The sequence below is a fragment of the Coleofasciculus sp. FACHB-1120 genome (genome assembly GCF_014698845.1).
In the GTDB taxonomy this organism is placed as follows: Bacteria; Cyanobacteriota; Cyanobacteriia; order Cyanobacteriales; family FACHB-T130; genus FACHB-T130.
Map to the genome: position 1 here is coordinate 12,044 of NZ_JACJTV010000015.1, position 13,733 is coordinate 25,776.

The following is a 13,733-nucleotide window of genomic DNA, read 5'->3' on the forward strand; positions in this document are numbered from 1 at the left end:
GGCTTTTGAGGGACGGAACTCATCATTGGCAAGGGTTAAAGTGGAAGTTTTCTGCCCAGAAAGTTAACCTGGTAGCCGAATAACCGATCGCAAAAGCCAGACAGATGAGTTATGAAAATCCTCCGTCCTCTCCTGCGATCGCTCTCCAAATACTTTAGCCAGCCGTCTCTACGGGATTGCCTGTTTCAGCAACCTAAAAAAAGCCCAACTCTTATGGCTCAAGACGAGAACCTTGATGCTTCTTTGGAGCTGCAACACCCCTTGTCCAAGAACAGCGAAGCAGAGAGCCTTGAGGCTGAAGCAAATCGGCTCAAGGCTCTTCATCGCTATGAAATTCTCGATACGCCTCCAGAACCAGCATTTGACGATCTGACGGCGCTGGCTTCCCATATTTGCAATACTCCGATTGCTCTCATCAGCTTCATCGATGGCAATCGGCAGTGGTTTAAGTCAAAAGTTGGTCTAGAAGTCACAGAAACACCAAAATATTTAGCGTTTTGCGCCCATACGATTTTTAAACCGGATCAGCCGTTAATTGTCCTTGATACGTTAGCAGATGAGCGGTTTGCCAAGAATTCTTTAGTAACATCTGACCCGTATATTCGGTTTTATGCTGGAGTTCCCTTAGTAACGCCTGATGGCTTTGTTTTGGGCACCTTATGCGTGATTGACCAAATTCCCCGAAAGCTCACGAACCAGCAGATTGAAGCGCTCAAAGCATTGGGGCGGCAAGCGATCGCGCAAATGGAACTCCGAATACATCTCCATCAATTAGAAAGCACAGTTTCTGTGCATCAACAGGTCGTGGAAGCGCTACGAGAAAGCGATAAAAGATATCGCTCTGTCGTCGATAACGTCAAAGAAGTAATTTTTCAAACAGACGTAACAGGTTCGTGGACATTTCTGAATCCGGCTTGGACAGAAATCACTAAATTCTCGATTGAGCAAAGTCTTGGCACTCATGTTCTAAACTACATTCATCCGGAAGAGCGTCTACGCAATTTAAAACTGTTTCAAGCGCTGATTCAATGCCAAACAAAATTTTACCGGCAGGAAATCCGCATCCTCACCGCTGATGGCAGATGTCGCTGGCTTGACGTTTATGCCAGCGCGACACTGGACGCTAGCGGTACTATCGTGGGTACTTCCGGCACCTTGAATGACATTACGGATCGCAAGCAAACTGAACAGGCACTGCAAAAGACAACCAGCTTACAGCGGGCAATTTTAGATAGCGCCAACTACACGATTGTTGCCACCACACCAGACGGCACAATTTGCACCTTCAATGCCGCCGCCGAAAGATATTTAGGATACACTGCGGCTGAAGTCGTGGGCAAAACAACACCCCTACGATTTCACGATTTACACGAAGTATTCCGACGTGCCCAAAAATTGTCGCAAGAGCTGGGAGTTCCCATTGAGCCAGGGTTTGAAGTTTTTGTTGCCAAGGCACGTCGTGGGGAGGTAGACGAGCGCGAATGGACTTTCATCCGCAAAGATGGTAGCCATTTTCCAGTGCTGGTGTCGGTGACAGCGTTACGGGATACTGAGGGGAACATTACCGGGTTTCTCGAAATTGGCAGCGATATTACCCAGCGCCAGCAGGCAGAACAAGAACTGCGAGAAAGCGAGGCAGGATTACGGGCGCTGTATGAAGTGACGGCGGCTCAAGGCGAACAAGGAACGCCTCTAAACTTCGATCAACGCATCCAGCGGATGCTGAAGATGGGATGCTGGCGGTTTGGCTTAGAAATCGGAACGCTGGCGAAGATTCAGGGGGAGAAATATTACCTCATTGCTGCCCAGGTGCCCGAAAATTCACCCGTTCAACTGGTTAAAGGAAGTATTTTCGATGTCAAACAAACTTATTGTGGGGAGGCACTGCGCTGCGACGAACCGATTTGCTTTGAGTCAGTTGAGCGATCGCAATGGTACCAGTACCCGGCGAATACTCCTTTCAAAATCGAGGCATATATTGGAACTAGGGTAGTCGCAGGCGGTATTGTTTACGGCACCCTCAGCTTCTCCAGTTTAAAAGTGCGATCGCAGCAGTTCACAGCAGTCGATAAAGAGCTAGTGAAGCTCATGGCACAGTGGGCGGGGGGTGAAATTGAGCGTGCAAAAGCCCAAGATGCCCTGCAACAGCAAGTTACCAGGGCTTTGCTGCTCAAACGGATTACCCAAGAGATTCGTGCCAAGTTAGAAACCCAAGAAATTTTTCAAACAACTTGTAATTTGTTGGGCAAAACATTCGCGGTAAATCGCTGTTTGATTTACTCATACATTGCCAACCCTAAACCCCAAATTCCCCTAGTAGCGGAGTATTTGGAGCCTGGATATGATTCGATAATGGATATACAAATCCCGATTATTGGCAATCCCCATGCCGGACAAACAATTGCTCAAGATCGCGCGATCGCTTCCTCAAATGTCTATGCCGATCCGCTCCTAAAAGCATCTGTCTCCCTCTGTCAGCAAATTCAACTCAAATCGATGCTGGCGATTCGCACTTCCTATCAGGGAGAACCTAATGGGGTGATTGGGTTACATCAATGCAACACCTTCCGTCAGTGGACAAAAGAGGAAATCGAGCTACTAGAAGCCGTAGCGGATCAAGTCGGTATTGCCCTGGCTCAGGCTTGCCTATTAGAACAAGAAACCCGCCAACGCGAACAATTAGCTCAGCAAAATGTTGCCTTGGAAAAAGCAAAACAAGAGGCAGAAGCAGCTAACCGTGCCAAAAGTGAATTTTTAGCAACGATGAGCCACGAAATCCGCACTCCCATGAATGCGGTAATTGGGATGACTGGGTTGCTACTAGATACCGAACTCAAGCCACAACAGCGAGACTTTGTAGAAACAATTCGCAACAGTGGCGATGGGTTACTCACGATTATTAATGACATTCTTGACTTTTCTAAAATCGAGTCTGGCAAGTTGGAACTGGAACAGCAACCTTTCAATCTACGAGATTGTATAGAAGAATCGCTTGATTTGCTGGCTCATAAGGCGGCGGAAAAAAACTTGGAACTAGCGTATCTAATCGACCCTTTTGTGCCAAAGATGATTGTGGGGGATGTAACGCGGCTCCGCCAAATTTTGGTGAATCTAATTGCGAATGCAGTTAAATTTACACCCGAAGGAGAAGTTGTAATCTCGGTAAAAGCTCGTCAATTGGGAGAACGAGGCAGAGGGGCTGGGGAGCTGGGGAGCTGGGGAGCGAATTTAAGACAGGAATCTGCTTATTTGATGGAGGGCACGAAACCAGATGAGACGAAACTAGAGGACATAAAACAATCGATTTGTATTGGAAAACCCGACGAAAAAGCGGCAATCCAACATCGAAAACCCAAAATTAAAAATCTCAAATATGCAATTCGCTTTGCCGTTAAAGATACCGGAATTGGGATTCCTTCTGACCGTATAGACCGTCTATTTAAACCCTTCAGCCAGGTTGATTCCTCTACTACTCGCAACTATGGCGGTACGGGGTTGGGATTAGCGATTAGCCGACAATTGACAGAAATGATGGGCGGTAGAATTTGGGTGGAAAGTGAAGGGGGTCAGGGTTCCACATTTTATTTCGCCGTTGTCGCCACCTCCGTTCCCACGTCAACGTTTGCTGACAGCAGCCACTCCCAACAACGACTGGCTGGAAAACGGTTGTTGATTGTGGATGATAACGCAACCACTCGGCAAATTTTGACTTTGCAGGCGATCGCTTGGGGAATGACCTCCCGCGCCGCTACCTCTGGGGAAGAGGCTCTGAGCTGGCTGAGCAATCAAGAGACCTTTGATATTGCCATTCTGGATATGCAATTGCCCCAGATGGATGGCTTGAACTTAGCCGCAGAAATTCGCTCTCGACCCCATACTCAGACGTTGCCATTGGTGATGTTAACTTCTCTGGGCAAGCCGGAGATAGAGCTACAAGCACAGCAAACAAATTTTGCCGCCTTCCTGAATAAACCGATTAAACAATCTCAGCTCTACAATGTCTTGAGCGGTCTCCTGGGCGAACCTGCTGCGCTGCCAAGCCCACGTCCCCATCCCGAACCGATTGACCCGAATCTAGCGCAACGGCTACCGCTGCGAATTCTGTTAGCCGAAGACAATGTCGTCAACCAAAAGGTGGCGCTGCATCTATTGGGGCGTTTGGGGTATCGAGCCGATATCGCCAGCAACGGTTGGGAAGTGCTGCAAGCGCTACAACGCCAGCCCTATGATGTCGTTCTGATGGACGTGCAAATGCCAGAAATGGACGGATTGAGCGCCACGCGCCGAATCTGTGAAGAATGGCCCTACGAGCAACGTCCCTGGATTATCGCCATGACCGCGAATGCGATGCAGAGCGATCGCGAGGAGTGTTTGAGCGCGGGCATGGATAATTACGTCAGTAAACCGATCCAGATGGAGGCGCTGCTGAAGGCGTTAGCGACTTTGCAGCCGCTTCCCCGTCTCCCCATCTCCACCGCGGCTGTCGATCCCCAGGCAATCCAAGCACTTTGCGAGATGTTTGGGGAGAATGCTGCATCCGTTCTGGTGGAAGTCATTGATAGCTTCTTGGAAGATACACCCCACATCTTGCAAGTCATCCGGAATTCAGTGGATGCTGGAGATGCAGTGGCGCTGCGACAAGCGACTCACACGCTCAAGTCAACCAGTGCAACGCTGGGTGCCATGACACTCTCCAATTTGTGTAAGCAACTCGAAGCGATCGCGAAAGACGATACTCTAGCAGGGGCACCGGAAATCGCATCGCAGCTGGAGGCGGAGTATGAGCGCGTGCGCTGTGCGTTGCAAGAGTTCCCTCTTTGATCGAGATTGAAACCTCCGCGCAGGGTACATCCTATACCAATTTACGGAATAGGTCTAATTAAAAATGCTTTCCCTTCCCCAAGAACCCTCTATCGTCCTCGTGGTAGACGACGACAAAATCATGCGTCAGCTACTGCGTCAAGCAATGCAACAGGAAGGATACCAGGTTGTTGAAGCAAGCAATGGAGAGGAATGCTTGAGTGCTTACATTCGCTTTCAGCCGCATATTGTCTTGCTCGATGCCATGATGCCGATAATGGATGGCTTCACTTGCTGCTCCAGGCTGCAAGAAATTGCTTCATGCGATCGCACTCCCGTATTGATGATTACAGGTCTTGACGACAAAGAATCCGTTGACCGAGCTTTTGAGGTCGGAGCCATTGATTTCGTTACCAAACCCATTCACTGGCCCGTACTGCGTCAGCGGGTGCGGCGTATAATCCAACAATTTCAACTTTATCAACAACTGGAGGTAGCAAACCGAGACTTGCAGCGACTGGCGACCTTCGACAGCCTGACGGGACTGGCAAACCGTCGTCGATTTGATGAGTATCTTGCTCAAGAGTGGCGGCGAATGTTACGCGAACAACTGCCCCTGTCTCTCATCTTCTGCGATATCGATTTTTTCAAAACCTACAACGATACTTACGGGCACCAAGCTGGAGATATTTGTTTACAAACTGTCGCGGGTGCCCTGTATCGGGTTGTCAAGCGCTCGACAGATTTAGTCGCTCGCTATGGTGGCGAAGAGTTTGCTGTGATTTTACCCAATACCTTTGCGGCGGGTGGGTTGCAAGTAGCAACGGAAATTCGACGGGCTGTTAAATCTTTAGAAATTGTTCATGCCAAGTCTGCGGTTAGCCAGTTTGTGACGCTGAGTTTGGGTGTTGCTGGCGTAATTCCTTTGCATGACACCTCACCAGAAGCATTACTTAAGGAAGCGGATGAGGCGCTGTATCGGGCAAAAGCAGGAGGACGCGATCGCGTATGCTCCTAGACGCAGCTTCTGGCGACGATGCATCTGTGAATACAATCAGCCACGCAGATATAAAGCGCGACATAAAAGGCGATCGCTCAATCAAGTTAATATGCACAAATCAGCAAAAAAAATTAAAACTACAAAATCAAATTAGTAATTTTTAATTTTTAATTTCCCTAAGAGGTGAGCAGTGAAAAGTCGTAGAGCATTCGTGTCTCTCCTGGTATTGGTAGCTCTCTTGAGCATCGGTACAGACTCAGTGGCAAAACCTTTGCAGGTTCGACTCAACAGACGGTTGGAAGTCGTGTCTTATGTAGGGAAAGTCACCTATAAACGTAGAGAAGCCGCCGGGTCGGTTAGGGTCGGCTTACGCCTTGAGGACGTGGGCGATACTATCAGAACAGGCGATCAGTCTAATGCCGTCCTAGCGGTCGATACCGGCATTGGCTTCGTGAATGTCTCAGAAAATACCACTCTGCAAATACAACAATTGCAGACAACGCCTGACGGCGGACGAATTACGCGGCTTCAAGTGACGGGGGGACAAGCTCGCCTGGAAGTGCGACCGTTTACGAATCCTGATTCGCGCTTTGAAATTGAAACACCTGCCGGTTTGAGTGGCGTTCGCGGGACGCAATTTGGTGTGAGCGTCAAACCCAATGGTAAGACGAGCGTTGCCACCCTGGAAGGGAGCGTGGTCGAGGAAGCGCAGGGGCAATCGGTAGAAGTCAATGCTGGGTTTCGGACTTTAGTGATTCCTGGTGAACCCCCTTCACAGCCAATTCCTTTAAAAGAAGAGGCTGAATTAGAGATTCGCGTCCTTGCGGCGATGGAGGGCGATCGCGCACGCATTCGCGGGCTAATCGATCCGTTCAATCTGTTGATCGTGGCGTCTGCTTTACAGAATGTGGAGCGCACGGGTGAATTTGATATTACTGTACCGCTGTCTAAGGAACGGAAAATTCAAGCAGTTGTGGTAACTCCTTTGGGAAGGCGACAGGCATATGAACTGCTGGTTCCATGAGGTGGCTTGTCAGGCTCGGTGAGTGAATTTTATCGGCAACCCGCTCTCCCTAAAATCGCCTCGCTTTTGTCTTTGCATTTTATGTTCGCAAAAGCGAACTACGCGATCGCTCAAATCTTTCGACAATAATAGAATTTAGAACATCGGGGCATCTCTACTTAACTTTCTTGTGTGACCGTGGAGTGTCGTTTTGATTTCAACCCTTGAAGATTGACACTCTTTCAAACACCCCCCTTAAAAAACAAACTCAAATGCGCTTTGATTGTCCAGCTTGCTGGCATGATTTTCAAAATGAAGCCTCCGTGCTTGCGATCCAGCAACCCTACTCCCATCTAGAACGTCCCCAACTAGAGGAAGCGCTGCGTCAAGAGGTCGGGAAATTGAAGCGATGTTATAGCACCCTCTCCAAAAAGCCTGCCTCGATCTCCTTCATCCGAATCCCGGTAGGTACACAACCGCGAGTTGGGAATACAGGTGTACTCGCCGCCGGAGACCAGCAAAATCAAGCATTCCTCACTGATACCAACAAAGCGTGCGGGCTGCATTGGGACAAGTTTTTAAAAGTTTTTGCCTCTCCATCTACAGGCATGGTTACTTTATGAAGGACATGATTCCTATCCACCAAGCAGAGGAACGCTATGTCCTAGCCGTTAATGCCGGTCAGGTAGGACTCTGGGACTGGGATCTCCAAACAGGTGAAATGTATCTCACCGCAAGCTGGAAAGCGATGCTGGGTTATCGCGAAGACGAAATTGACAACCGCATAGAGGCTTGGCTCCATCTGGTACATCCGGAGCAGCGGGAATGGGTGATGACGGCTGCAAGTATTTATCTCGAAGGGTTGACGCCTCAGTATGAAATCGAACATCGGATGATCCACAAAAATGGCAATATCCGGTGGTTTCTCTGTCGGGGGATTGCATTTCGAGATGAGCAAGGCAAACCTTATCGCATGGCAGGGTCAATTACTGATATTACCGAGCGCAAGCGAACCGAGGAAGCCCTTCAGGAAAGCGAGTATCGGTATTACACCTTAGCTAAAATGTCGCCGGTAGGGATTTTCCACACAGATGTAGAAGGGAACTGTTTGTATGTCAACGAGCGCTGGCGCGAACTGGCAGGATTGACCCTGGCGGAAGCACTCGGAGAAGGTTGGACGAAAGCGCTGCATCCCGACGATCGCGATCGCGTTATCAGCGAATGGAAGCAGGGAATCCTAGAAAACCGGCGATTTGCGTCGGAGTATCGGTTTGGGCGTGCGGATGGAGTCGTCACCTGGGTGTTTGGTCAGGCGGTGGCGGAACAAGGAGTAGGCGGTGGGACTGTTGGCTTTATTGGCACGCTCACCGATATTACTGAACGCAAACAGGCGGAAGAGGCACTGCGACTGCAAGTTCTCAGGGAGCGTCTGATGGGGGCGATGCTAGAGCGCATCCGTCAGTCTCTCAATCTCAGTGAGATTCTCAACACAACGGTGGCAGAAGTGCGGCAATTTCTTGCCTGCGACCGGGTGATTATTTACCGTTTCGAGGCTGGTTGGCGCGGGGTTGTGGCGGTGGAGTCTGTAGAACCCCATTGGATTTCAATGCTGGGAACTCCCGTCTACGATCCCTGTTTTAAGGAAAAGTACGCCCAACTGTATCAGCAGGGTCGGGTTCAAGCAGTCGCCGATATTTACAACTCAGGACTGGGTCAGTGCCACATCGGTTTGCTAGAGCGGTTTCAGGTGAAAGCGAATTTAGTCGTTCCGATTCTGCAAGGACAACAGTTGTGGGGGTTGCTGATTGCTCATCATTGTTCGCAACCCCGACACTGGCAACCGTGGGAAATCGATCTGCTCTCTTCTTTGGCGATGCAGGTGGGAATTGCGATTCAACAAGGACAACTCTATGAACAATTGGAGGCAGCTAACCAAAAGTTGCAGCGCCTTGCGACTTTGGATGGTTTAACAGGCCTGCCGAACCGACGCCGGTTTGACGAATACCTGGATCAGGAGTGGCGGCGTCTCAGACGAGAAAAAGTCCCCCTGTCTCTGATCTTGTGCGATATTGACTTTTTCAAACTCTACAATGACACCTATGGTCATCAAGCCGGGGATACTTGTTTAATTACCGTCGCTAATGCGATCGCTCAAGCTGTCAAGCGACCGGCGGATTTAGTCGCTCGATACGGGGGCGAAGAATTTGCCGTAATTTTGCCCAATACTGCCCAAACCGGCGCATTGCAAGTAGCAGAAGCAATTCGAGTGGCAGTGCAAGACTTAAAAATTGTCCATAGCCATTCTTTAGTTAGTCAGTATGTAACGCTGAGTTTGGGCGTTGCGACTACGGTTCCCCACAGCGATACTTCACCGGAAATATTGTTAAAGGCAACGGATGAGGCGCTTTATCAGGCAAAAGCTCTGGGACGCGATCGCGTTAGCCGATGCTGCTCTTAGCCACTCTTCGGGTGAGTGTCTGCGCCTCTTAGCGGCTATAACCATCCTGCACTTTTCCGATTACCTGTGATGAGTGAAGTTTAGTCTATTTTTGAAAATATCGTTACAATTTTAACTTTTTAAAGCTGTTTCCTTAATTCAGTCAGCTTCCAATTCCTCAGCTTTCTAAAGGAATTTTATCAAGCCATAAAACTTTGTAATTAGTCTTTTAGATACAAATTTTCCTTGAAGTTTAGACTGCCGAGACAACAAAAAGGTTCCTAAAATCCTTCATAAATTTGTGCCACTTCCCAAACAGTCCACTGCCAGGAAGCCTCTATTTGCGAAAATGCTAATTCAACCCATCGTCAGAGGTAGAAACATTATTCAGGGACTAAAATATTTACTGGTATTTTGAAATTTAAAGAGCTTAAAGCTATTACCTGTAGGAGAATACTGAGACTTAAAAGCTTTAGCAATCCTTGGTTTGAGCGGACGAGAAATTTTTTTAGAGATTTTCTGGAACCTTTTGCTTTGGCTAACGACTTTGAATGTAACAAAGCAACTGAAAACCAGAGAATTGAAGGAATCAATTATGAATCGCGCTCTCAAATCCGTAGCTAAGATTTCCGTACTATCTGCACTAGCGATCGCTCCTGTTTTAATGTCTAGTTTGGACGCTTCTGCAAAACCCCTAGGAACACGAGCAAATTATGTCGGGGTTGGTGGTTCTGCTAGCGTTACAAATGGTGGACAAGATGGCGATGCTGCCGCAGTCGGCGGTGTGATTCAAGGCCGCTATGCGGTTCCCAAGACGCCAGTTTCTATTAGAGGTTCCGTACAGTTCACCAACGAAACCAGCACTATCATTCCGATGGTTACTTATGATGTGCCTGTTACCAATAAAGCCAACTTCTACGTTGGTGGTGGCTACGGTTTGCATGAAACCGAAGGTAAACCATCTACCTTCGGCAACCGCAATGCGCCTGTAGTGACGGCTGGCGTTGAAGCAGAAGTTGCTAAGAACGTTGTAGTCTTCAGCGATGCCAAACTAGGAATCAAGCCTTACGAAAACAGCCCCGCTTCCTCTGTTAGCGTCAATCTGGGAATCGGCTACGGCTTCTAGGATTAACGCTCTCTCTAGCGTTCTTGGCGGTGTTTGGTTTGAGATATTTTGACTTAACTGACTTCTAACAAAGTGGGACAGGTTGATAAAGCCTGTCCCACTTTTGTTTTTATAGCGGTTCTCACTTAGGTTTAATCCACTGCACAGTAGGGTAGCTATGCTAATCTACCGATGGATCTGATTTAATTGAGAGCGGCTTAAGATTGCGAGGCTCAAAAATCGGGTTAGGGACGAAAGACTTTACACGCTTACTTGCATCACTGCATCACTGCATCACTGCATCACTGGTGTGGCGAACCGAAGGGCGTCCTCTGGGGATATCCCTTTCTGCAAGAATTGTTAAAATCTAGGGATTTTCTCACCTATCGCTAAAGATTAAGAATGGTGATAGTACCATGAATGTATACGCCGTAATCCCGATAGATTTTCCGGTGATCCAGTTCAACCGTTCAGCCCCTTAGTTTCCGATGGTTAAATCTCCGATTTCCCCAGTCCAAAAGCTTTCTAAAGTAGAAGGACTCAAAGAACGCAGCAACTTTTTACGCGAACCTGTGGCAACTGAGCTACTGGAAGACACCAACAGCTTCACAGAAGATGCCACCCAGATTCTCAAGTTTCACGGATCGTACCAGCAGGATAACCGGGACAACCGGGTGAAGGGTCAGGAAAAAGATTACCAGTTCATGCTGCGTACCCGTAATCCGGGGGGCTTCATTCCACCGCAACTGTATCTGACCTTAGACCGACTGGCTGAGGAATATGGCAATGGAACGCTACGCGCTACGACCCGCCAGGGTTTTCAGCTGCATGGAATTTTAAAGAAAAATCTCAAAGCATCCATCGCTGCCATCATTAAAAACATGGGGTCAACGCTGGGAGCCTGCGGCGACCTCAACCGCAATGTGATGACGCCCCCAGCGCCTTACAAAAATCGCCGGGACTACGAATATACCTGGGAGTATGCCAACAATATTGCTGACCTGCTGGCACCGCAAACAGGCGCATATTATGAAATTTGGCTGGATGGCGAAAAGTCCATTAGCGGGGAAGAAAACCCAGAGGTAAAGGCGGCGCGGCAACGCAACGGTAACGGCACCGTCGTCCACGGGAAAGAAGAACCGCTCTATGGCGATCGCTATATGCCCCGGAAATTCAAGTGTGCCGTAACGGTACCAGGGGATAATTCGGTTGACCTCTATTCCCAAGATGTCAGCTTGGTGGTGATGACCAACGCCGAGGGAGAACTAGAGGGATTTAATGTCTTTGCGGGTGGTGGTTTGGGACGCACCCACAACAAAGAAGAGACATTTCCCCGGATGGCAGATCCCATCGGGTATGTAGACAAACAAGATATCTACGATCTCATCAAAGCGATTGTCTCCACTCAAAGAGATTATGGCGATCGCACTAACCGCCGTCATGCGCGGATGAAATACCTAATCGAAGATTGGGGCGTCGAGAAGTTCCGCGCCAAAGTCGAAGAATATTTTGGCAAACCGCTGGCCGCTTTTAAAGAGTTACCGCCGTTTAAATACAAAGATTTCTTGGGTTGGAACGAACAAGGCGATGGCAAGCTGTTTCTAGGGATTCCGATTGAAAATGGTCGGGTGAAGGACGAAGGGAACTTTAAGCTCAGAACTGCACTGCGGGAAATCGTGCAGAAGTTCTCGCTACCGATTCGCCTGACACCCAACCAAAACTTGCTGTTTTACGAAATTGACCCAGCGCAAAAAACCGAAATTCAGCAGATTCTGGACCGCTGTGGCGTTCAGGCAGACCCCAATCAACTTGACCCGTTGGTGCGTTATTCGATGGCTTGCCCTGCAATGCCGACTTGCGGCTTGGCAATCACCGAATCGGAACGGATCATGCCGGATCTCCTGAATCGGGTTCGGGCGCTGCTGAAAAAAGTAGGATTGGAAAACGAACACTTTATCGTGCGGATGACGGGTTGCCCGAATGGTTGCGCTCGTCCCTATCTGGCAGAATTAGGATTTGTCGGGAGTGCGGTTGAATCTTATCAGATTTGGCTGGGGGCTTCACGCGACCAAACGCGACTCTCTAGAGCTTATATGGATCGGCTGCACATCAACGAGCTAGAAGCTGAATTAGAGCCGATTTTCGTTTACTTTAAGCAGTCGCGGCAACCCCAAGAAGATTTTGGGGATTTCTGCGATCGCGTCGGTTTTGATGCGATTCGTCAATTTACAGTTGACTATGAGTCGGAAGCCGTATCTCCTCAGTCAGACACCGGGTTGATTAATGAGGTGGTGCTGCCAGAAGAATCAGAAATAGAGGTTGCGGCTAAAATACGCCGTCGGATCAATGTCCGGGATGATGTTTACAGCCGCTTGAAAGCAGAAGCAACCCGACAGGGTAAGCCCATGACTCAATTGGCAACTGAGGCAATCGAAGCTTTCTTGCAGGCGAATCAAAAGCCTAACGAGTAATGCGACTGGCTACCCAGTAATTTCAAGTCTGGTTGATTCCCCCTAGTTGCCCAGAATCCCAACCCTTTCCCGCTTGCGGGGAGGGGTTCTTTATACTATGGGCAAGTAGACGGATTTGAGATGAGTCTTCAATGATTCACTCAGCCGTAACAAAACCCCCGGAGATACTCGCCCTCCGAGTTACATCTAGGGATTGATGGATCTAGTAGTGTAAAGTACCAAAATTTCAACATCAAGGATTAAAAAATCAATTCTGCATTTGTGTATTCGCGATGCAGATATGGCAATCGGAGGGAAAAATGACTGTAGCTGAAAATAAGCGTGCTGTGGGGGTATTTTCTAATCGTCAAGATGCAGAAACTGCACTCGATGAAGTTAACAAAACTGGCTTCCCGATGGATAGAGTTTCGGTAATTACCACACAGGCAAAGCAGGACGATCAACTTGCCGGTGCGAATATGAGCGATCGCATTGGTGATGAAGCTAGCGTCACTGCTGCCACAAAAGCAAACGCAAATACGAACGTCGGGCTGTTTGGCGGCATATTCACGGGTCTTAGCACTTTAGCAGTTCCTGGCGTGGGGGCTGTAATGGCAGCGGGTACTCTTGGCTTGACTCTAGCTGGTACGATTGCGGGTGTTGGGATCGGAACAGCGGCAACGAATCGTTTGATTGAGGCATTAACCGATCTCGGCATTCACAAAGATGACGCTAAAGTTTATAGCGATCGCTTGTTTTACAATTACTATTTGGTAATTGTGGATGGTACAGACGAGGAAATCGCCAAAGTTGAAGGAGTTTTTCGCAATCAGGGAATTCAGGATTGGGCTGTTTATAACCGACCAAACGATTCACCTGTCTTGTCCTAAATTTCCTAGAATACTAAACTCCCAATTCTCACCAAGCTAGCTGAAAAT

General features: G+C 48.6%; 8 protein-coding genes. All 8 read left to right on the forward strand.

Annotation, left to right across the window (positions count from 1 at the left end; genetic code table 11):
• Positions 1 to 111: 111 nt before the first annotated feature.
• The 8 genes from H6H02_RS15060 (at position 112) to H6H02_RS15095 (ending at position 13,685) form a co-directional block, all read left to right on the forward strand.
• Complete coding sequence (locus H6H02_RS15060; RefSeq protein WP_190819102.1) at positions 112 to 4,821, forward strand: response regulator; 4,710 nt, start codon at positions 112 to 114, stop codon at positions 4,819 to 4,821.
• Between the two features lie 64 nt (positions 4,822 to 4,885).
• Positions 4,886 to 5,818, forward strand: a complete 933-nt coding sequence (locus H6H02_RS15065; RefSeq protein ID WP_190819104.1) for a PleD family two-component system response regulator — start codon at positions 4,886 to 4,888, stop codon at positions 5,816 to 5,818.
• Between the two features lie 172 nt (positions 5,819 to 5,990).
• Positions 5,991 to 6,824, forward strand: coding sequence for a FecR family protein (locus H6H02_RS15070; RefSeq protein WP_190819106.1), 834 nt, complete (start codon positions 5,991 to 5,993; stop codon positions 6,822 to 6,824).
• 251 nt (positions 6,825 to 7,075) lie between these two features.
• A complete protein-coding gene (locus H6H02_RS15075) occupies positions 7,076 to 7,426 on the forward strand; it encodes a hypothetical protein (protein WP_190819107.1) in 351 nt (116 codons plus the stop codon).
• Complete coding sequence (locus H6H02_RS15080; RefSeq protein WP_190819115.1) at positions 7,423 to 9,261, forward strand: diguanylate cyclase; 1,839 nt, start codon at positions 7,423 to 7,425, stop codon at positions 9,259 to 9,261. Before H6H02_RS15075 ends, H6H02_RS15080 begins: the two co-directional genes overlap by 4 nt.
• Positions 9,262 to 9,835: 574 nt before the next feature.
• Complete coding sequence (locus H6H02_RS15085) at positions 9,836 to 10,366, forward strand: outer membrane beta-barrel protein (protein ID WP_190819117.1); 531 nt, start codon at positions 9,836 to 9,838, stop codon at positions 10,364 to 10,366.
• A gap of 467 nt (positions 10,367 to 10,833) precedes the next feature.
• Entirely contained in the window at positions 10,834 to 12,816 is a 1,983-nt protein-coding gene (sir, locus tag H6H02_RS15090) for a sulfite reductase, ferredoxin dependent (RefSeq protein WP_190819119.1), read from the forward strand.
• A gap of 299 nt (positions 12,817 to 13,115) precedes the next feature.
• On the forward strand, positions 13,116 to 13,685 hold the full coding sequence (locus H6H02_RS15095; protein WP_190819121.1) for a general stress protein: 570 nt from the start codon (positions 13,116 to 13,118) through the stop codon (positions 13,683 to 13,685).
• Positions 13,686 to 13,733: the final 48 nt, after the last annotated feature.

Coding starts and splice junctions, on each gene's coding strand:
- H6H02_RS15075 (WP_190819107.1), top strand. CDS start 7,076: ATGCGCTTTGATTGTCCAGCTTGCTGGCATGATTTTCAAAATGAAGCC.
- H6H02_RS15085 (WP_190819117.1), top strand. CDS start 9,836: ATGAATCGCGCTCTCAAATCCGTAGCTAAGATTTCCGTACTATCTGCA.
- sir (WP_190819119.1), top strand. CDS start 10,834: ATGGTTAAATCTCCGATTTCCCCAGTCCAAAAGCTTTCTAAAGTAGAA.
- H6H02_RS15095 (WP_190819121.1), top strand. CDS start 13,116: ATGACTGTAGCTGAAAATAAGCGTGCTGTGGGGGTATTTTCTAATCGT.
- H6H02_RS15065 (WP_190819104.1), top strand. CDS start 4,886: ATGCTTTCCCTTCCCCAAGAACCCTCTATCGTCCTCGTGGTAGACGAC.
- H6H02_RS15060 (WP_190819102.1), top strand. CDS start 112: ATGAAAATCCTCCGTCCTCTCCTGCGATCGCTCTCCAAATACTTTAGC.
- H6H02_RS15080 (WP_190819115.1), top strand. CDS start 7,423: ATGAAGGACATGATTCCTATCCACCAAGCAGAGGAACGCTATGTCCTA.